The organism is Bifidobacterium sp. UBA744 (genome assembly GCA_002298605.1).
In the GTDB taxonomy this organism is placed as follows: domain Bacteria; phylum Actinomycetota; class Actinomycetes; order Actinomycetales; family Bifidobacteriaceae; genus Bifidobacterium.
The window spans coordinates 1-21,654 of sequence record DBKS01000027.1; the positions used below are offsets into that span (position 1 = coordinate 1).

General features: G+C 58.8%; 12 protein-coding genes, 2 tRNA genes and 2 pseudogenes. 8 read left to right on the forward strand and 8 right to left on the reverse strand.

The window, feature by feature from the left end; translation table 11 throughout:
- Window positions 1-1,008, reverse strand: a 1,008-nt coding sequence (locus B2994_RS02800) for a hypothetical protein (protein ID WP_291526876.1), incomplete at its 3' end; no start/stop codon positions are given.
- 423 nt (window positions 1,009-1,431) lie between these two features.
- Between B2994_RS02800 and B2994_RS02805 the strand changes: the two genes are divergently transcribed.
- The gene (locus B2994_RS02805) at window positions 1,432-2,850 is read left to right on the forward strand and encodes an amidohydrolase (RefSeq protein ID WP_414630630.1); all 1,419 of its coding nucleotides are present in this window, start codon (window positions 1,432-1,434) and stop codon (window positions 2,848-2,850) included.
- On the opposite strand, the gene B2994_RS02810 is transcribed toward B2994_RS02805, so the two are convergent.
- Together B2994_RS02810 and B2994_RS02815 are read right to left on the reverse strand one after the other, a co-directional pair.
- Window positions 2,816-4,417 (reverse strand): sodium/proline symporter, encoded by a 1,602-nt coding sequence (locus tag B2994_RS02810; RefSeq protein ID WP_291526877.1) that lies wholly within the window; start codon window positions 4,415-4,417, stop codon window positions 2,816-2,818. The genes B2994_RS02805 and B2994_RS02810 overlap by 35 nt on opposite strands.
- A 38-nt stretch (window positions 4,418-4,455) precedes the next feature.
- Window positions 4,456-6,207, reverse strand: a complete 1,752-nt coding sequence (locus B2994_RS02815; protein WP_291526878.1) for a threonine/serine ThrE exporter family protein — start codon at window positions 6,205-6,207, stop codon at window positions 4,456-4,458.
- A 378-nt stretch (window positions 6,208-6,585) separates the two neighbouring features.
- On the opposite strand from B2994_RS02815, the gene B2994_RS02820 reads away from it, so the two are divergent.
- Complete coding sequence (locus B2994_RS02820) at window positions 6,586-9,339, forward strand: phosphoenolpyruvate carboxylase (protein ID WP_291526879.1); 2,754 nt, start codon at window positions 6,586-6,588, stop codon at window positions 9,337-9,339.
- A gap of 65 nt (window positions 9,340-9,404) precedes the next feature.
- Here the strand turns inward: B2994_RS02820 and B2994_RS02825 are convergent, their stop codons facing one another.
- From B2994_RS02825 to B2994_RS02835, 3 genes are all read right to left on the reverse strand, one after another.
- Window positions 9,405-11,180 carry an FAD-dependent oxidoreductase gene (locus B2994_RS02825; RefSeq protein ID WP_291526880.1) on the reverse strand — a complete coding sequence of 592 codons (1,776 nt, stop codon included), beginning with the start codon at window positions 11,178-11,180 and terminating at the stop codon, window positions 9,405-9,407.
- Between the two features lie 65 nt (window positions 11,181-11,245).
- Window positions 11,246-11,809: an alkyl hydroperoxide reductase subunit C gene (gene ahpC / locus B2994_RS02830; RefSeq protein ID WP_291526881.1), complete on the reverse strand. Its 564-nt coding sequence runs from the start codon at window positions 11,807-11,809 to the stop codon at window positions 11,246-11,248.
- A gap of 227 nt (window positions 11,810-12,036) precedes the next feature.
- Window positions 12,037-15,519 carry a hypothetical protein gene (locus B2994_RS02835; protein ID WP_291526882.1) on the reverse strand — a complete coding sequence of 1,161 codons (3,483 nt, stop codon included), beginning with the start codon at window positions 15,517-15,519 and terminating at the stop codon, window positions 12,037-12,039.
- A 351-nt stretch (window positions 15,520-15,870) separates the two neighbouring features.
- Between B2994_RS02835 and B2994_RS02840 the strand changes: the two genes are divergently transcribed.
- On the forward strand, window positions 15,871-16,524 hold the full coding sequence (locus B2994_RS02840; RefSeq protein WP_291526883.1) for a carbonic anhydrase: 654 nt from the start codon (window positions 15,871-15,873) through the stop codon (window positions 16,522-16,524).
- 85 nt (window positions 16,525-16,609) lie between these two features.
- On the forward strand, window positions 16,610-17,971 hold the full coding sequence (locus B2994_RS02845) for a hemolysin family protein (protein WP_291526884.1): 1,362 nt from the start codon (window positions 16,610-16,612) through the stop codon (window positions 17,969-17,971).
- Between the two features lie 32 nt (window positions 17,972-18,003).
- Here B2994_RS02845 and B2994_RS02850 read toward each other — a convergent pair whose 3' ends face one another.
- A complete protein-coding gene (locus B2994_RS02850) occupies window positions 18,004-18,561 on the reverse strand; it encodes a M48 family metallopeptidase (protein ID WP_291526885.1) in 558 nt (185 codons plus the stop codon).
- Window positions 18,562-18,919: 358 nt separating this feature from the next.
- Here B2994_RS02850 and B2994_RS02855 point away from each other — a divergent pair.
- A tRNA-Ile gene (locus tag B2994_RS02855) sits at window positions 18,920-18,993 on the forward strand.
- A gap of 94 nt (window positions 18,994-19,087) precedes the next feature.
- Window positions 19,088-19,160: transfer RNA gene (locus B2994_RS02860), tRNA-Ala, on the forward strand.
- A 76-nt stretch (window positions 19,161-19,236) separates the two neighbouring features.
- On the opposite strand, the gene B2994_RS02865 is transcribed toward B2994_RS02860, so the two are convergent.
- Complete coding sequence (locus tag B2994_RS02865) at window positions 19,237-20,322, reverse strand: L-lactate dehydrogenase (RefSeq protein ID WP_291526886.1); 1,086 nt, start codon at window positions 20,320-20,322, stop codon at window positions 19,237-19,239.
- A 272-nt stretch (window positions 20,323-20,594) separates the two neighbouring features.
- Here B2994_RS02865 and B2994_RS02870 point away from each other — a divergent pair.
- Window positions 20,595-21,085, forward strand: a pseudogene (locus B2994_RS02870) (Glu/Leu/Phe/Val dehydrogenase dimerization domain-containing protein); the annotation flags it as partial.
- A gap of 84 nt (window positions 21,086-21,169) precedes the next feature.
- A pseudogene (locus B2994_RS02875) lies at window positions 21,170-21,654 on the forward strand (NADP-specific glutamate dehydrogenase); the annotation flags it as partial.

Below are 21,654 nucleotides of genomic sequence, written 5' to 3' on the forward strand. Positions count from 1 at the left end.
CCCAAGACCGAAATCGTCAAAATCGCCATACTGCGGCATGCCTGGCGGCAGTAAAGGCTGAAACTTCAGCCGCTTCCATAACGGTTTACGATTCAAACGACGCGTATCACTGATCTGCCGCACTGACTTTTGTTCCGTCAACGGCACGGTTTTCCCTGTGATTTGACCGATCATATTGGCGATGCGTTCAGCCAGGTTTGCTTCTGCAAACTTATCGACAAGGTCATATTTCGTCACTTGAATCATGTACCATCCAGCCTGTTCAATCAGCTGCCGACGCTGGATGTCCGACAGCCATTGACCGGCATGATGAGCGCCTTCGTATTCGATGCACAGTTTGAATTCCGGATACGCCATATCGAGGTAGAGGGATTTGAGCCGCCCCGGCAAAGATAATGGGTAATTCACCAGCGGAATATCCAAACCGTACCGCGGCAGAACCAAACGGGTTCTGGTTTCCTGCGAGGAGTCGGTGTTCTCGCGAATCAGCCGCAATGCGCGCACGCAATTCCGGTAGCCGGGGAACATACGCACCGACCGACCTTCCAGCTTCCCTCCCTGAGCGAACAAGATGCAACGCTCCAAATATTCGGCCAGATCATCCACACTGGCGCATTTCAACCGTCTATCGCGACGCGTCATCGAATCGCCCAGCACCACCAGCTCCTGCAGATCCAGCCGATGACTATACATCGCCCACGTGCAGGCGGGGTTTGTACACAGATACGTCCCCGCTATGTGGATGGTTTCGATGGGGAACGACCAGATCACCCGATTGATGCCGGTGAGATGTGTTTTGGCGTTGACGTTCGGCAGCACCGCAACCGGCAACTTGTAAGCCGTCATTCCCGGCGGCAAGTTCGGTTTTTCTACGCCTTGCAGCTCCAATGCCGTCTCAAGGCCATAGGGGAACCGCCGTTTGGTGCGACTTTGCAATTCGGAGCAGGTTTGCGCGCTGCGCTTTCTTGCCTCGACGAGGGCTTCGAAGGAAATGGACTCGGCCGTCATGCTTCTCCTTATGCTCCGCGCTTTTTGCGCACAGCGTCTTTGCTTGGGATCTCGCCGAATTCTTGACCGAACCACGCCCAGAACTCAGTGGAGTTAAGGCGACCTTATGGCGATTGTCAAACCGATTCCACTCGCGCTGCCAACTCAGTGGATATGTGCACAACCCACACCACACAGACTGCTCGGTGGATAACCCCGTGGATAAGCAGCCGGAGATGAACTGCGGGATTTGCCATGACCTTGGGACGAAACTCCCTATATCGACGACAATCAGGCAATAATGGAACCGTCTTACCGATCTCGGAAAGGGTGCCTCTGATGCTGATTCGCAATGTCCGTCTTTTGGGTGCCGCGGGCTTAGTTGATCTTGCCGTCGATCACGGGACCATCACCGCCATAACACCCGCACCAGCCAGCACCGACATGCCCGCAATGCCAAGCGGCATCGACTCAGACGATCCGGCAATCGTACAGGCCGACGGGTGCTGGGCCATTCCCGGACTATGGGACTGCCACACCCATTTCACGCAATGGGCGCAGACATTCGGCCGACTGGATCTGCTGAAGGCCCGCAGCGCCGATGAAGCCATGGCAATGCTGCGTTCGCATCTGGCCGATCGCCGCGCGGCAGGTACGCTCGACCCCGATGTATTTGTGGTTGGCATGCGGTTCCGTCATTCACTGTGGTCCGACAGCGACCAGCCGACACTCGCGGCCATCGATGATGCTGCCGGCGACCAGCCGGTCGCACTGTCCAGCGCCGACATGCATTGCGGATGGGTCAATTCCGCGGCCGCCCGACGCTTGGGAGTGCATGTCGGAGCGTCCGGCCTGGTTGGCGAACTTGAGTGGTTCAACGCCTATGCGCAACTCGACAACGCACCCGGCGCCGCCGATGAGACGCTGCGGCTGCTACGCGCGGCCGAGGCGGACGCCGCCGGCAAAGGCGTGGTGGGCATCCGCGATTACGAGATGGCAGAGAATATCAACACCTGGATCCGCCGCTTTGCGCAAGGCATTGACGGGCTGCGCGTCGACGCCGGCGTATATCCCGAACGCCTGCAAGCCGCCATTGACGCCGGATGGCATACCGGCGACGAGCTGCCCGGCTCTCACGGCCTCGGCCATGTGGGTGCGATGAAACTCATCGCGGACGGCTCTCTGAACACGCGTTCCGCCTACTGCTCCACACCCTACTCCGGCATCACGCCGCCGACTTATGGCGTGATGAGCTACTCGTCTCAGCAGATCGAGGACTACATGCGCCTGGCCACCGAGCATGGTTTTGACATTGCCTGCCACGCAATTGGAGACGAAGCCAATACGATTGTGCTGAACGCGGCCGCCGCGACCCACGCCCACGGCTCCGTCGAACATGCGCAGATGCTGAAGCCCTCCGACGTCCCACGCTTTGCCGCATTGGGACTCGATGCCAGCGTGCAACCTCAGCACGCCATGGACGATCGCGACGTCATCACGCGATTCTGGGCCAATCCGGCCGGCATACCTTACGCGTTTCGCGCGCTGCACGAGGCCGACGCTCGGCTGCGCATGGGATCGGACGCCCCGGTGGCGCCGCTTGACCCGTGGCTGGCAATATCGGCTGCAGCATTCGGCACCGAATCGTCGGATCGCGAGCCATTCCAGCCCGAGCAATGCCTGAGCGTGCAAACCGCCTTGGCGTCCTCAACCGCCACGGGATACGACCGGCCACGCGTCGGAGACCCCGCCGACATCGTGCTGCTGGATTGCGACCCCTATGCGATCACCACGCCGGAAGCCATGCGCGCAATGCCTCATCATGTGGTCATGACTTTCGTCGCGGGACGCCGAGTGCACTGACACCTACAGCCGGCTCATCCATGTAGTGATCGAATTCATCAAGCACGTCGGCGCTTGGCGGCGTAGTAGCCAACGACACCACCACAATGGCCAGCAGCGACAGGAGGAACGCGGGCAGCAGCTCGTATATTGCGAACACCCCGCCCAGCGGCTTCACAAAATTGTGCCATACCACCACGATGGCAGTGCCGACCAGCATGCCCGCGACGGCACCGGGACGATTCGTCCTGCGCCAATACAGCGAGCACAGCATCAGCGGCCCGAAGGATGCGCCCAGACCCGCCCACGCATACGAAACCACTTGGAAGATCGAAGAGTTCCGGTCGTAAGCGATCACGATGCCGAACAGGAACATCACCAGCAACGTCAGTCGGGCGACCAGCATCACCTGACGATCCGAGGCCTTGCGATGCAACAGGCCGCGGAATATGTTCTCGCCCATCGCCGAAGCGCCGATGATCATGTATGAGGACGACGAGCTCATGGACGCCGCGAAAATGCCCGACACCACAATGCCGCACAGAAAACTCGGCAGCAGCACCTGTGCCGCGACGATGAAGATGCCTTCGGCAGCGGATTGTGTGGTGAAATGCGCCGGCATCATCGCACGGCCGACCAAACCGATGGCAATGGCGCAGACAAGGGACGCCACGCACCACGAGGTGGCGATGATACGGGACTTCCTCACTTCATCCACACTGCGAATCGACAGGAACCGGACCAGCACCTGCGGCATGCCGAAGTAGCCCAAACCCCATGCCAACATGGAGATGACGGTGATCACGCCATAGTCGGAAGGCGTGCCGAATACCGCCTGACCGTTTCGGACAATCTGCTCGCCAAGTTCGTTTAGCGATGGGGTCGCAACCTTGTCGCCGGACAGGAACCCGGGGATGGAGGCGAGAAAGTCCGCGGTATTGGCCACGCCGCCCGCACCCGCCACCGAGCCGACGAAAACCACGGCGAGCGCAAAGAACATCAGCACGCCCTGTACAAAATCGGTGGCGACCACGGACAGATAGCCACCGACGATCGTGTACACGAAAACGATTGCGGCGCCCAGCACCATGGTCAGGTGGTAGTCGAAGCCGAATAGCGTGGAGAACAGTTTGCCCACGGTGACGAAGCAGCTGCCCACATAGACGCAGAAAAACACGAGGATGATAATCGCGGCGATGGTGGAGATGACGGATTTGTCATCGTGATAGCGTTTGGCGAAGAAATCGGGGATGGTGATGGCGTTGCCGGCCACCACCGAATAGCGACGCAGGCGACGGGCCACCAGCTTCCAGTTGAGATAGGTGCCCAGCGCCAGCCCGATCGCAGTCCACATGGGATCGGCCAAGCCGGTGAAATATGCGACGCCCGGCAGGCCCATCAGCAGCCAGCCGCTCATATCGGAGGCTTCGGCGGACAGGGCGGTAAGCCACGGCCCCACACCGCGACCGCCGGCGAAGTACTCCGCCGCGGAGGAGTTCGACCGTTTTGAATAGGCGAATCCGATGGAAAGCATGGCCGCAAAATAGATGACCATGGCCGTCAAAACCCAAAAATCCGCCGAAACCATACCGTTCCCCTTGTGTCATGCCGAGCGTCGAGTCTCGGCTAAATGTCATAGCGCCAGGATTTGTCGGTTATGACGCGTGCCATCGCCAGGCCGATCGGCAGGCAGATGATCACCATAAACGCCCGGAACGCCCAATCAAGCGCGTTCATCGTATCGAAGCTCCCCAGATAGTACATGGCGCGGTACATATACAAGCCGGGAACCATGATGACGATGGACGGCACGGTCAGGCAGATGCGCGGATAGCCAAGATGCGGCGGCAGCCACCCGTGCCGCACCGAGGAGCGCCAGACGAAGGCCAGAATGCCGGCGAGAAACGCCCCAAGAAAAGCCGCGCCCTCGGCGGCCATGCCGAAATCGACCAGGGTGAGCCGCAGTGTGTCGGTGATGGCGCCGATGATGGCGGCCACCAGACACATGCGTTGTGGGGAATTGAACAGCACGGAGAATCCCCACACGCCAAGGAACGCGGCGATGAACCGCAGCATGCCGTTCAACCAGGGATTCAGTCCCAGCGGCTCGAACCCCTCCGGATGCAGATGCACTAGGGACGCGACCATCCATCCGGCCAGCGTCGCCATCAGAATGATGCACAGCACATAGCAGATGCGCTGAATGCCCGACGGGAAGTCGATTTTCGCCATATCAAGCCCGCCTGTAATAAGCGGAAAGCCGGGGATCACGAACAGCATGGCGCCGATGTAGGCGGTGTCGTGCGACAGTGCCACCGGATCGACCAGACCAACCAGTCGCAATGTGCCGGTGCAGGCGAGCGCCGCCAGCGCAACGGCCAGGAATGTGACGAAGAACTGGTTGAGGTGATGGGCGAAGAGACGTCGACGCAGCCATTGGCCCAATCCGGCGCCCACGAACGCGCCGATCATGTCGTATGGGCCGCCGCCGAGCAGAAACACGAAGGCCGCGCAGGCAACCGCAGAGGCGAATCCCGAGAACCACGGGGCGTACAGCGGTTTGCGCCGTTCGATCAGGTCCAGGCGTTCATGCGCCTGCCGCACGGTAATGCGGGAACGGTGCCCCGTCGCCTTGTCGTCTGCCGCCGTTGCCACATGGTCGAAATGCTCGGCGTACTGCCCTTTGGGGGCCTGATGGACACGACCGGCCCTATTGGGTTTGCCTGTTACGAAGCGCTCCTGTTCCAAATGCTCCGCGTATGTCGTCGCCCTGTCGCGGTTTGCCGCCATTCGTTCAACGACCCGCTTCCGCACGGCATCGCTGTCGCCGGTGAACACCTCCCCGTCGTCATATTGACGCGTTTCGCCGGCATCGGATGCGGATTCGGTTTCAGACTTGCTTTCTTCGCGCAGTTGTTTCGACAAATCAGCTGAATATTGGGATGCGTCGCGCTCCTCCAGATGCTGGACCACGCCTTCGGACAGCTTGGATTGCGCGTGGTACATCGAACTTTTCCCCAGATTGACGGCGAACCAGTCGGCGAAATGCTCCAGCAGCCAGATTCGCTCGGTGTTCACGCCGGTCGACGGCAGATCGATGACTTCGGTGATGCGGTGCCTGCCGTCGGTGCAGGTGGCTTCGATATCGGTGAGATTGACGTCGGCGCGCACATGCACCCCCAGCGGATACGCAATGCGATGCATCATTTCGCGCACGCGGAACGACCCGGTGCCCGCCCCCAAATCCAACGAGCCCACGCGCACGATCACGCTGGTTTTGGCCGCAAGGCAGGCGTCGACCAACGGTTTGTCCCAGTCGCGGGAGATATCTTCCATGTCAAGCGGAATGGAGTGCGTGTGGAATTTGCGCACTGCCATGGCGCCCCGAGGCTGCGTCTCGCAATGACGCTTCGTGTTCGTCCGCTGCGTGCGCTGCCTGTCTCGTTTGCTCTTACCGAAAATCACAGTTCATATCTACTCCATTGAGAAGAGAAAGAGAAGCATAGCGGCGAATGAGGACGTGCAGGGATCGTTTGGCTGCCATGCAAAGCTCCCACACGACTCGCACTCGACTCCATGCTTCACCATGTGAATGCCCGTAATACAACTGTCGATTTCGCGCCTACAATCGAAATCACGTATTTTTACCCATCGAATTCAAAGGCTTTGGGCTTGGGACGTCCGGTCTCACACAACCGCGGAGGAGCCGCGGAAGACCGGTTGACAAGCAACCGGAGGTTCGATAAAGGAGGTCTGATGACGTCTCAAGATCAACAGATCAACGCCGCGGATGCCGGTATTCTGGCGTCCGGCACGGGCAAAAAAGGCCCGGAGGAGCGCGATCTGCCGGATTCCCTCAAGCACGACATGGATTTGTGCCTGCGCATTTTGAGGGATGTGCTCGGCGAGTTCGATCCCGAGCTGCTCGCTAAATTCGATACCGTTCGTGAATATGCCGTGGAGGCCAGTGCCGAGCATTTCGGCGGCATGGTCGACCCCAATCCGGATCAGAACGGTCTGGCGAAAGCCGTGGAAACCATCGACGCGATGAATTTGCACGACGCCCAGCTTCTGGCCCGCGCATTTGCCACGTATTTCCATCTGGCCAACCTGTGCGAAGAGAACTACCGCGTTTCCGTGCTGCATGGGCGCGAAGCCAAAGTGGCCGAATCCGAGGCCGTCGACCCGGTGAACGAAATGACTCTCGCCTACCACAAGCTCATCAACGAGATGGGGCCGGCCAAGGCCAAGGAGCTGCTGAACCGCCTCGAATTCCACCCGGTGTTCACCGCGCACCCCACCGAAGCCCGTCGTAAGGCCGTGGAGGGCAAGATTCGCCGCATCTCCGAGCTGCTGGGCGCGCATAGGGTTCTCGGCGGGACGGACAAGAAGGAAAATTGCCGTCGCCTGTACAACGAGATCGACGCGCTGTTCCGCACTTCTCCGATCGCCCTGAAAAAGCCGACCCCCGTGGAAGAGGCCGACACCATCCTCGATATTTTCGACAACACGTTGTTCCACACCATTCCCCAGGTGTATCGCCGTTTCGACGACTGGGTGCTGGGCGACAAGGCCGGACTTGTGGAGCCGGTGTGCCCCGCATTCTTCCATCCGGGCAGCTGGATCGGCTCCGACCGCGACGGCAATCCGAACGTCACGGCCAAGGTGAGCCGTCAGGTGGCCCGCAAGTTCTCCGATCACATGATCGCCGCCCTTGAAAAGGCCACTCGGACCGTGGGCCGCAACCTGACTATGGAAGCGGAGACCACGCCCGCGTCGATGGATCTTAAAAGCCTGTGGAACCATCAGAAGGAAATGAGCGAGCGCCTGACCGACAAGGCCGCGCTGATCTCCACCAAGGAGCTGCATCGCGCCGTCATGCTGGTGATCGCCGATCGCCTGCATTACACCATCGAGCGCGACGCCGATCTGATGTACCACACCTGCGACGATTTCATCGCCGACCTGAAGGTGGTGCAGCGTTCGCTGGCTGCAGCCGGCGCCGCGCGTTCCGCCTACGGCCCGCTGCAGGATCTGATCTGGCAGGCCGAGACCTTCGGCTTCCATATGGTTGAGATGGAGTTCCGTCAGCATTCTGTGGTGCACGCCCGCGCCCTCGAGGATATCCGCGAGCATGGCCTGCACGGCGAACGCGGCGAATTGCAGCCGATGACCCACGAAGTGCTCGACACCTTCCGCGCACTCGGTTCCATCCAGAAGCGCAATGGCATCAAGGCCGCCCGTCGCTATATCATCTCATTCACCAAAAGCGCCCAGAACGTCAAGGACGTGTATGAGCTGAACCGCCTCGCCTTCGCGCACCCGGAGGATGTGCCGGTCATCGACGTGATCCCCCTGTTCGAACAGCTGGAGGATCTGCAGAACTCGGTGGACGTGCTTGAAGACATGATCAAGATCCCCGAGGTTCAGGCTCGCCTGAAAGCCACCGGCGGCAAGCTTGAAGTGATGCTCGGCTACTCCGACTCCTCCAAGGATGCCGGCCCGACTTCCGCCACGCTTGCCTTGCACGCGGCGCAGGAACGTATCGCCAAATGGGCGGAATCGCACCATATCGATCTGACGCTGTTCCATGGCCGAGGCGGCGCCGTCGGCCGAGGCGGCGGCCCCGCCAACCGTGCGGTGCTCGCCCAGCCGGTCGGTTCCGTGAAGTGCCGCTTCAAGCTCACCGAGCAGGGCGAGGTGATTTTCGCCCGTTACGGCAATCCGGTGCTGGCCATCCGCCATGTGGAATCCGTTGCGGCGGCCACGCTGCTGCAGTCCGCTCCGAGCGTGGAGAAGCGCAATACCGACATGACCGTCAAGTACGCCGATATGGCCAGCAAGCTCGACGAGGCCGCCCATGCCCGCTTCCTCGACCTGCTGGGCACCGACGGCTTCGCCCCGTGGTTCTCCACCGTGACACCGCTGACCGAGATCGGACTGCTGCCGATCGGCTCCCGTCCGGCCAAGCGTGGTCTGGGCGCCAAGTCGCTTGACGACCTGCGTACCATCCCGTGGATTTTCGCCTGGGCTCAGGCCCGCATCAACCTGGCCGCCTGGTATGGCCTCGGCACGGCGTGCGAACAGTTCGGCGACCTTGACACGCTGCGCAAGGCGTATGAGGAGTGGCCGCTGTTCTCCACCTTCATCGACAACATCGAGATGTCGATCGCCAAGACGGATGAGCGCATCGCCAAGATGTACCTGTCGTTGGGAGACCGCGAGGATCTCAACAAGAAGGTGCTCGATGAGATGGAGCTCACCCGCAAGTGGGTGCTCAAGATCGTCGGCGACGAGTGGCCTCTGCAGCACCGCCATGTGCTTGGCCAAGCCATCCGCATCCGCTCGCCGTACGTGGACGCGCTGTCGGTCACCCAGATGCTCGCCCTGCGTTCGCTGCGCAAGCGCGTGGATAAGGAAGAACTCAGCCACGGAGTCAAGGAGGGCTTCACCTACCTGATCCTGTGCACCGTCTCCGGCGTCGCCGCAGGTCTGCAGAACACCGGCTGATATTTGGCACCACATGTACGGTGGAAAAGGCCCCGCATAGCGGGGCCTTTTCCGTTTAGGGGAGCTTACGACTCCAGCAACGTCAGCATCTGCGCGAGACTCTTCCTGCCGAACTCAACCTTCTGCGCTTCGCCGTCACGATCAACGACGATGCATGGCACGCTCATCGCACCATACTGGTCCTTGAGTGCCGGGAAATGAGACACGTCGTAGGCCTCGGCGCGCACATTCGGGTTCAGCGAGGCGATTCGCTGCGCGGACAGCACGGTTTCGGGGCACATGGTGCATGTCAGCGACACCAGGATCATCACATTGGTCGGGGAGCTGATGGTCTTCGCACGCTCCGCGAGGTCATCGTCGATCGGCTGGCCCGGGCCTGCGGCGTTGTACAAACCCAGCACGAAGGAGTTGAACTCATGCCCGGACGGCACGCCATGAAAGGCCAAACCGGTTGGCTTGCCATCCACCAACACGCGCACGCACGGCCTGGCATCCGGCAGCACCGCGGCTGGGTCGAATGTCGCCCGGCCATAATCATCCACCGAGGCTACCGCCCGCCGCGGCGCGACGACCTTCACCTTGCCACCGGAAAGCCTGGCGATCTCGCCGACAAAACCTTCCAGCTCAGCGGACAATGGAGTTCCGTCCACATCCAGTGACAGCGTCACCGGTTTGGCCATGCGCCCGAACACCACATTGAGCTGCTGCTTGACCGCATCGGAGAACAGCTCGCCCGGCTTGCGGACCATGGAAGCCGCAGCAGTGGCGTCGGCACTGCGTTTGACAGGTGCGGGAGCGGGCGTCGTGCCGGTCTGCGCGGCGGATTTCACCGTTGCTTCGATTTCGGCCTTCTCATATGCGGAGAAAGTCGGACGCGGCGGCACCAAACCGGTTGTCTCGCTCATGGTCTTTGCCCAGCGTTCCAGTTCCACGGCAGCGACCGCACCATCAGCCGTGGCGGTGACAACCTGGCGAAGGTTCTTGACGCGAAGGTCACCGGCGGCATAGACGCCAGGCACCGACGTCTCCAGATAATCATGCGTGATCACATAGCCCTGCGGGTCAAGATCCACCAATCCCCGCACCAACTGGGTGGCGGGCACATAGCCGGCGAACACGAACACACCGAAGGTACCCTGATCAGCCGGCGTCCAAGTGGAGGTTTCGCCGGAATGCACGTCACGCAGCAAAGCGGAACGCAATCCGCTCTGGCCGGCCTCCACGCCATCGATCACCGTATGGTAGCGGATCTCGATGTCGGGATTCTTCTTGGCCGCCGCAGCCACGGACGCATCGCAGGTGAAATCATCCTCGCGCACCAGCACAGTGACCTTGCTGGCGTATTTGGTGAGGAACACCGATTCCTCTGCGGCGGCGAACCCACCTCCGACCACCAGCACTTCGCGCCTGGCGAAGAACTCGCCGTCGCAGGTGGCGCAATAGGCCACACCGCGACCGGCATATTCGGCCTCGCCGGCGAATCCGAGCTTGCGAGGGGAAGCGCCGGTGGCCAACAGCACGCCAAAGGCTCTGAGATCGCCACGCGTGGTGTGTACGGTTTTCACATCGCCGTCAAGCTTCAATCCGGTTGCTTCGGCAGACAGGAATTCGGCGCCGAAATCCTTGGCCTGCTGCCGCATGGTCTTGGTAAGCGCACGGCCGGACGTGCGGGTCACTCCGGGATAGTTCACCACTTCGTCGGTGATGGTGATCTGGCCGCCAAACTCGTCCTTGTCCAGCACCAGCACGCGATAGCGGGCGCGGGCCAGATATAATCCGGCAGTCAATCCCGCAGGGCCGCCACCGATAACGATCACGTCATATAGATTCTTGGTATCCATACGTCTCCTTGATACAGAAGCTCCCGCCGCACAAGCAGACGGGAGCCATGTCGTCAGACGGGAAATCAGAGCAGTCCTACGAGGTCGAGGCTCGGCTCGATGGTTTCCTCACCGGGCTGCCACTTGGCCGGGCATACCTGATCGCCGTGCTCGTAGACGAACTGGGACGCCTGAACGCGACGCAGCAGCTCGTCGGCATTACGGCCCACATTGGAGGAGATCACCTCGTAGGCCACGACCTTGCCCTCGGGGTTCAGAATGAAGGTGCCGCGCTCGGCGGTGCCGTCGGCCTCGTTGTAGGTGTCGAGATCCTTGGCGAGCGTCGCAGTCGGGTCGGCCAGCATCGGGTATTCGATCTTGGCGATCTTCTCGTTGGCGTCATGCCATGCCTTGTGCACGAAGTGGGTGTCGCAGGAGACGGAGTAAATCTCGCAGCCGATTTCCTTGAACTTGGCGTAGGAGTTGGCAAGATCCTCGAGCTCGGTGGGGCATACGAAGGTGAAATCAGCCGGATAGAAAAAGAACACGGACCAATGGCCGAGCACATCGGCCTTGGTCACCTCATGGAATTCATTGTTTTGAAAAGCCTGTGCTTTGAAGTCGGTGATTTCGTGCTGGAGCATCGTCATGATGGACATCCTTTCGACGAGCCACACCAGAACGGCGAGATAATGCCGGCGGAAGAGCCCTCCGCCCGCCTTGCGTGGCATGTTGTGATGCTGTCTTCAGACTAGCTCAATTAGTCTGCCCAGTCGCCCAATGTTCCACGCAGGGCGTGTGACATCCCTCACGTGTGATCTCCGTCCCAGGCAACAATAGAGTCGGCAGCCGGAAAGGCCCGACTCGGCCTTCATTACTACAGCAATCCCATAGCCGACAGCACAGTGCTCGCCGTCAGTAACGCGGTGATCAGCCAATCCAGCCATGCGGGCGGATTGAGCTTGGCACCGTCCAACGGCGGAATCGCCGTCAAAGCCGAACCAATAACCACCAACGCCGCAGCGCTAAGCAGTCTGGTCGCCGGCACGTCGGTAACAGCACCAGCCACGCAAACTGCCACGGTGAACAGCCCCAGCAGCAGCATGCTCCACTGCTCCTTGCGCTGCGCAAGATTCTTGTCGTCCACTACCATCGGAGCCGGCGGCGCAAACCCCAAACCAAACGGAGCCAACGCCAAAGTCACTACCGAAGCAGGCCAGAACGACTGATGACGGTCCGGCTTAGCACCGGTACCAACCCACGAAGTGGCAACTACCGGAATCGCCAGTAGCAGCACGCACCCCAGCAATGTCATCCACCATTCCAAGCCGGCATTTGCGCCACTCATCCACATCAGCGCCACCAGCGTCACCACGGTTGTCAGCCACGGGCTCAGCAGAATGCGAGTCATAAGATTGGGGTGGCCTCCGGACACCCGCGCGCCGGTCTTCTCAAGGAATGGGATGGCCTTGCCCGTCACCTTGCCGGAAATCCAATCCTGTCCAAGACTGACCAGCACACGCACCACCACCAGCAAGGCCAAGCCGATGGTGAACATATTGGTATTGCGTCGCATAGTCCGCGCCAACTGCCAATCATCAGGAATCGCTTTCGATACATCAAGCCCGGACTGGTAGACCTCATTGTCGAACATCAAAACAGGATCCTGTTCTTTCAGACTTTTGTCCAACGAGCTGGCCTTGCCCAGAGCACCTTGCGCCAACAGAAAATTCTCTATGCCCTGTTGCTCGGAAGCAATTACACCAAGATTAAACCAGCCGATTGCATAATCGGCGCGAGCAGCAACCGCGTGCTTGAACGAATCGAACGCCGCGTTTGTGTCACCGGTCTGCGCTTGCAGCACTCCAAGATTATTCCACGAAGAAAACAGCGAATCATTGCTTTCCAAGACCTCCTGATACGCCTGCATCATCTGCGCTTTGCTGTCCACCTGTTTGGATGTGGAATCAGTGCCCTGCTCGGACTGATCTGTTTGGTCTTGCGATGAATTATCATCATTCGATTCTTCATTGCTCACCGAACCGCCAACAGCACGCTGCGCATCGGCAAGCGCCTCTTGATACAACGGCGAGTGAGGATCGAATGCAACCGCCTTCTTCGACCATTCAAGAGCTGACTGATAATCTTCCTTGCCATACGCGGCCACCGAAGCGAGCTGCTCATCCGCGCCTCGCTGAGGGACAAGAGCGTCGAGATTCCCATTCCTCAACGAATCCAGCAGTTGCGCCGCCTTCGAAGCATCATCAAATGCGGACTGATAATCCTGCCGAGCATATTCAATTTGAGCCAACTCGCGATGGGCATATGCCATTACCAAATCCAACTTGCCTATGCCCGAAGTGTCACTACTGTTGCTGGAAACAGACTTGGCACCACAGGATTGCGCATTTACGTATACAGATTTCAAAGCTTCTTGGGCAGCATCTAAATCACCGGTCATACGCAATGCAGTGGCAAGGCGAAGTACCGATCCCACACCGTACTTCAAGATAAGATATGTGCCATCGCTCTGTCTCGGGCCACAGTATGTCAGGCCACTGTCCCCGTACTGATTGCGGATTGTATCGACCGCCTGACGCTCCAATCCAGCAGCCTTGGCATAATCCTTATTCAGATAAGCTATTTCAGCAAGACGATCATCGATAAGATAACTACCATCATCGGCATTGCGCAGCACTGCCTCAGCTTTATCGTAATTGCCATACCTACGCCACAGATTCTGCAACCTATCAGTCGTGTTACCTACAGTGGTATATTCACTCGCTACAGGCAAGGTGTTGTCGTGAGTGGAAGACAATGAACAAATATCACTGGTCGACGAAGAAGAAGCATCGCAATATGAATCCAGAGCATCATAATTGCCTGCAAGATAAAGGTACTGAAGATAAAGTGCTGCAACAGAATTACCCTCGGTGAGCAGTTTCTGGGAGGCCGAATTGGACGAAGCTACGATGTCATTAGCCACGGTAACTATGGTTAATTCGTCAGCCGTGATAGTTTCAAGCATTGTATCGTCACGATATTCGGGATACCATGCCAAATCTTCAACTGCGGCACCGGCGCCACGGGGTACATAATTGACCAAGCTACGGCTGCCGGGTATCTCAGTAAGAATACCGTTTTCCATATCGATTTCCGTATACGTACTGCGGGCAATGGATATGGCCTCGCTGGCATCCACATCAGCAGCAGTTTCACGAAGCTGTTCAAGCTGCAATGAAGCCGCTGAATCAAAATCTCCTGTATGCGCCTTGGCTGCGGCAAGCGTACCATAAGCACCTTGCGCAGTAAGTGCTGCCTCATTATCACTATATAGTGAAACGGTTTTGTCATACTCACCCAGATTGTTGTAGATCTTTCCCAACGCCCATATCAACTCTGGCTGAGTGGAAAGCTTGGACCCGGTTTCATATGCCATGGCAGCCTGTTCACGCAAATATTTCACAGTGAAAGTTCCCATGCCATCTTTAGATGCAAGTACTGCCAAATATCGATACATATCACCAGCAGTTAACATGGCACCAGACACAGTCGGATGGTCTTTCATGAGCTGCTTCGCCTGTTCATCCAGCTCATCAAGTTGACCATTGCGCAATGAATGCAGTACCAGAGGAATCGCCGAACTGGAAGAATCATGATAATCGGCGACTAATTGATATTGTGTCTGCATCACTGCAGCAGTGGCATCCTCCGTACCGCATGCGGCAACTGCTTTATCATAAGCTTGCAGTGTGCGATCCACAGACTCATTGCTATAACCCCAATCAAGCAAATCAAGATAATAAGCGGCCTGTAAATCCACATCACATGTATCGAATACGGCAGGAGCTTCCAACGCCAATGCCGCAGCGGCAACAAGTTGCCCTGTCGGTCCACTCATAGTCCTATCAGCACCGGATTGAATATCGCCATACCATGTGAGCAATCCCAAAGTCTGAGCCACCTGATCAGCCTTATTATTGCCCATATTACTCAGCGCTTGCCGAACCAAATCACGAACATTATCAAGCACACTGTTATTATCGATAGCCACTGAAAAACTACCACCACGAGCATCGGAGACATTCCCAGCTTCATATATCGCATCCCATTGATCGCCGAATAAAGCCCGACCAGCATCTGCACCTTGTTCAACATCATTTGCTTTTACCGCGGCAATCGAAGCATCATTAAAGAGCGGCAGACTTCGAATCCCCAGCCCATTATTTTTCTTCGTATTACTGGGGACATCCACCACAGGCGCTTCCGTTGCGTTATCCAACGAATCCACCACTCGCTGCGCATAGGCCCGAGCAGTCACCGGGAAAACCAAGGAAGCAGCCGCAAGTAGTGCAACCAAAATGGTAAATACCCATCGAAATGCCATCCAAGGATCACGGGCGACACTGGCGGTGGCAGACTTCCCGCCCGACTTCGCATGGTCTGACCGCCGCTTCGCCTGTTCAGGCTTACGAGGCTCCGACTGACTAGCAGATATTGCAGCCACAGTAGTTGGAGAATCTATATTCTGAGGTTGCGGGTCATATGATTCGCCGTGCTGATCGTTCGTCATCGGAAACCCCTACTCTCTTGTTATTGCTTCGATTGCTCGCAATCATCTTTGCTTAGTAAGCAACCATTCCCGCAGTGTCTATGATAGGCCTCGAAAAATGTCGAATGTAAAAACCGCAGATGACTACAATGTGTCAGCATGACCGATGATTTTGACGCGCCGCTTGAGCAGGAATCCACTGCGAACGCCACTTGGAGCCGTATGCTGCAGGGCAATCGCCGCTTTGCAGAGGGTAAGGCCGAACATCCGTGGCAGGATGGGGAGACCCGGGAATCGCTGATTGACCAGCAGAATCCGGATGCCGCTGTGCTCGCCTGCGCCGATTCCCGCGTACCCCCCGAGATTATTTTCGACCAGGGTCTTGGCGATCTGTTCGACGTGCGCACCGCCGGTCAGATGATTGACGATGCGGTCGTCACCTCGCTGGAATACGCCGTGAACAAACTCAAGGTCAGCCTGATCGTGGTGCTCGGCCATGAGCATTGCGGCGCCATCGAACAGGCCATCCGAGAGCTCGACAAGCTCGGCGACCTCAAAGACGAGGAACTGGAAACCCGCATCAGCGAAGCCGACTCGCGGATTCTCAGAGCCGTGGGCATTTCGGTGCATATGGCCCGCGAAGCGGAATTGGACAGCGAGGAGGACTTCGAGCGCGTCCATATCGCGCACACCATCGAAGACCTGGTTGAGCGCTCCGGCGTCATTCAGGAGGCGCTGGCCGACGAGCGGCTCATGATCGTGGGCGCGCGCTATTCGCTGACCACCGGCAAGGTCGAAGTACTGAGTTTCTAGCTCACCGGGCAACTTCGCTCCGCACCGCAACACAGTGCAACGCATCCAGCGCAATGACATGCCGACCCCGTATGATGAAAACACTATGTCACTTGGCTTGAACATTGCGCTGATCCTCTTCTTTCTTCTCCTTGGGTCGGTTTTCGCCGGTACCGAGCTGGCGTTGGTGAGCCTGCGCGGTTCGCAAATCGACCAGATGGAGCAGGAGGATGCCAGGGGAGCCCGCGTGGCGAAAATCGCCCACGATCCCAACACCTTCCTCTCCTCCGTGCAGATCGGTGTCACGCTGTCGGGATTTCTCTCCGCATCATTCGGCGCATCGTCGATAGCCCCCTATCTCATTCCGATTGTCGAGCAGTGGGGAGTGCCCACAGGCTTCGCCAGCGGCCTGGTCAATGTGGTGCTCACCTTGGTGATTTCCTATCTCTCCATCGTGATCTCCGAAATGGTTCCCAAACGAATCGCCATGCAACGATCCGAACAGATCGCCCGCGCAGTGGTCCCGGCCATCGACGTATTTTCGAAAATCTGCAGGCCGATTATTTGGCTGATCGGCAAAAACACCAACGGCATCGTACGTCTTCTGGGCTTCGATCCGAACGAAACCGAATCCGAAGTGTCCGACGACGAGCTGCGTGTCCTGGTCAATTCCAACACCAATCTCGGCAAGGACGAGCGAACGATTCTCGATGACGTGTTCGACGCTTCCGAAACGATTGTGGCCGAGGTGATGCGCCCGCGCGCCGACGTGGTGTTCATCGACGCCGACCAGCCAATTGCCGAAGCCGCCGAATTCGTACGGAATCAGCCGTATTCGCGGTATCCCGTCACTGGAAAGGATTTCGATGACGTGATCGGTTTCGTGCATGTACGTGACCTTTTGGATGTGCGTGATCCGAACGCAACCACCGTACGCGATGTCACACGCGAGGGCATTTCGCTGCCCGGCACGTCCAAGTTGCTGCCCAGCCTTGAACTGCTGCGCAAACGCGGCATTCATCTGGCTGTGGTGATCGACGAGTATGGCGGCACGGACGGCATCGTCACCCTTGAGGACATGACCGAGGAGCTGGTGGGCGACATCCGCGACGAATACGATCTGCCGACCGAAAAGGGCGGCGAGCGGCGGCGGCGCACGGTTTTCGTCAATGGGGTCGCCACGATTGAGGGAGGCATGACCATTGAGGATTTCGCGGATCTGACCGGCATCGAACTTGAAGACGGCCCGTACGAAACGGTGGCCGGATATTTCCTGGCGCACACCGGCAAAATGGGTCAGGTCGGCGATGTGCTGCATTCCGACGACGGCTATGACATGGTGGTAATGGCCATTGACGGCAGGCGCATCGAGACGATTGAGGTGCGCCGGGCCGACGCCGCGAAGGGCACGACGTCCGGCAATTCCTCCCCGGGCGCGGACGATAGCTCCAACGGCGGCAAGAGCTGAGATTGCCGTTGGAGACTCTCAATCGGCCGCCCCTATCCGATGAACCGCTGATTGAGCTCGCGACGCAGCACACGCCAATTCGGCAAAGAGACACTCATACGGCGCTGGAATTCGATGCCGTGCCCGCTCGCCAGCAGATGCGTCATTTCATGCACCAGCACATATTCCAGAAATCGCGGAGGCAGTTCGGCAAGCTGCAGGTTCAGTCTGATTCTCCCCGTTGCGGGCGTGCAGGATCCCCATCGTGAAGTCATAAGCCGCAAGGTGATATGCGTCGGCCTCCGCCCGACGATCGGCTCCCAATGATCCACCAGCGTCGGCAATTGCGCTTCGATGCGGGATTTGGCGGCTTGCAGGCGCTCGATGGTCCACTGGGATCCGGCATCACCGCGACGCTCCGCAGCGGCGGCCATGCGGGCCTGCTGTGTGAGGATCCATGCGCGTCTGGAATGGACGAATCGCGCAATGGTACGCTCGGACACAGTCATAGGAGCGGAAACCCGAATGTTCCCACTCGGAGGGCCGACCCGCAGATACAGGTTCTTGATGGGTTTTCGGGTTATGGTCACATCAAGTCCATCAATCAGCATATGCGCATTGTGTCGCACGCTTGTGACTTTGCCCACGGGATCGACAGATGATGAGGAAGGCTGCGCCGAGAAGACAGTCCACTGGACTGTCTTCCGTTTCGGCTCGCGCGGCCGGCTGGTGCAATTCCTTCGGAATCACGGCCGACCGCATGTCGCACGCTTGTGACTTTGCTACGCAAAGTCGGCGGAATAAGGAGGATTCCGCCGGCACGACAGCCCACCGGGCTGTCTCTAAAGACCGGCTCCATGTCGCACGCTTGTGACTTTGCTACGCAAAGTCGGCGTGCGACACGCCGATTGACATGTGGGGATTCACTGGTAGACTAGTCGATTGTGCGCTTTCGAAGGCGTATGGATCGGGCCCGTAGCTCAGCTGGTTAGAGCGCATCCCTGATAAGGATGAGGTCGGAGGTTCAAGTCCTCCCGGGCCCACGGAGGAAGGGTAGCGGCACATAATGATGCCGCTCTTTTTTTCCAATGCCATCATTGCCCATCCCTTGTTCAGTCAGGTGCAATGAATGTCAATGGGGCATTGGCGCAGCTGGTAGCGCATCTGCTTTGCAAGCAGAGGGTCGCCGGTTCGAACCCGGCATGCTCCACAGATAACCACATACGACGGGGCCCGCGGGATCATTTGATTCCGCGGGCCCCGTCGTTTACCGGCGCGCACCTTTTTTACTTGTTTTCCTCGCCGGGCATGACCTCGTCGCCATCATGGATGACCACATAACCACCCTTGGCATAGATGTCGTCATGTTCCGGATCCGGAGGAATCACCACCGGCGCCTTGCGGGAATCCTCAACGGGGAACGCAGGCAGTTTGGCATAGTTGTCCTGAACCTTCTTGCAGGAGGCCAGGAAGCCCTTCCGCTCCTCATCGGTGAGGTCAAGCTCGTATACCTCCTCAACACCGTTGGCGTCGACCAGCGCCGGAACGGAGATGAAGAATCCGGACTGTCCATACTGCCCGTCCAGATACGTGGATACCGGCAGCACCACATGTTCGTCATGCACGATGGCGCGCGTAATACGCACAGCGGAGTTGGCTATGGCGAACTCGGTGCAGTGCTTGCCCGCATAGCACCAATATCCGCCACGCAGAGCCTGCTCCTCGAGCTTGGCCTTGTCGAAACCGTAGCGATCCGGGTTCACGGCGGCCAGCTCGGCCAGCGGCTTGCCGGAGAACGATACGTTGGACCAGGCGGCGATTTCGGTGAAGCCATGCTCGCCCAGCATGTAGGCGTTGATGGACTCCGGAGACACGTTGGTGGCCAATGCGATGGCGGACCTAAGACGCGCGGAGTCAAGGCACGTGCCGGTGCCCATCACATGGGACGCGGGCAGGCCGGACAGGCGATGGATCTCACGGACCACCACGTCATTCGGGTTCGTCACATTGACATAGAAGCCCTTGAATCCCGCGGCGGCAAGACGCCCGACGAAGGTGCGCACCATATGGCAGGTGGCATACAATTCGCCGTCACGGGACACCGCGGACAGTGTCACATGCCCCACCGCATTGACGATGACATCGCAATCAGCCAGCCGCTCATATTCGGCGTGGCAGTTGTATACACGAACGCGGTGCGGCGCGAAGACGGAAGAATCGTTGAGATCCTGGGCCTCCGCGGCAACTTTCTTCTCATTGACATCACACAGGTAGATTTCGTCGGCAATGCCTTGCAGCACAAGGCTGTTGCCCACATGCGCACCCACGTGCCCCAAACCGACGATGCCAACCTTTACCGGACCGATTGCCATATTCCCTTCTTTCTGTTGCGAACCGCATATCAGTACAATGGACAATACATATCCGATCGTGAGCATAAGTGCGGCTGTGTATACTCGTCTGTTACCGTTTACTATGTGAGCGCTCCCACTCGCCCGGCCGCCAATCCGTCATGCCGGATCCCACCATCTGGGATACCATGCCATCCACGAGACGGCGATACCGTATCACGGAATGGCCTCTGTTGCGATCGAAATATTCCACATACAATGTGAACGTCTCATTTACCCAACCAAGGAGAATCATGCTCACTGATGAGTACGTAAAAAGGGTGTACGCCCAGGTGGAGCGGCGCGACGGCGACCAGCCTGAATTTCTGCAGGCCGTACGCGAGGTGTTCGAAAGCCTGCAACCGGTAGTCGAGAAGCATCCGGAATACGAGAAGGCCGGCGTGCTGGAACGTCTCGTCGAGCCCGAGCGCGTGGTGAAATTCCGTGTCGCATGGGTCGACGACGAAGGCAAGGTCCAGGTCAATCGCGGCTATCGCATCCAGTTCAATTCCGCCATCGGCCCCTACAAGGGTGGCCTGCGCTTCCACCCCACCGTCACCGAATCCGTGATCAAGTTCCTCGGTTTCGAGCAGATTCTCAAGAACAGCCTCACCACCCTCCCCATGGGCGGCGGCAAGGGCGGATCCGACTTCGATCCGAAGGGCAANNNNACGCCGAGGTCATGCGCTTCTGCCAGGCCTTCATGACCGAACTGCAGCGTCATATCGGCCAGTTCACCGATGTTCCGGCCGGTGACATCAACGTCGGGGCCCGCGAGATCGGCTACCTGTTCGGCCAATACAAGCGCATCCGCGACGAGTACTCCGGCGTGCTGACCGGCAAGGGCCTCGAATTCGGCGGTTCCCTGACCCGCACCGAAGCCACCGGCTACGGCCTGTGCTACTACACCGCCGAAGCGCTGCGCGTGCTGAGGAACGACTCCTTCGAAGGAAAGACCGTTGTGGTGTCCGGCTCCGGCAACGTGGCCATCTACGCCACCGAGAAAGCCCAGCAGCTCGGCGCCAAGGTGGTGACGGTCTCCGATTCGAACGGCTACGTCTACGATCCGGACGGCATCAAACTCGACGTCGTCAAGGACATCAAGGAAGTCAAGCGCGGCCGCATCAAAGAGTATGCCGAGCGCGTGCCCGGCGCCGAATACCACGAGGGCAGCAAGGGCGTCTGGACCGTCCCGTGCGACATCGCCCTGCCGTGCGCCACCCAGAACGAAGTGAACGAGGAGTCCGCCGAAGCGCTGGTAAAGAACGGCTGCAGGGTCGTCTGCGAGGGCGCCAACATGCCGTCCACTCCGGA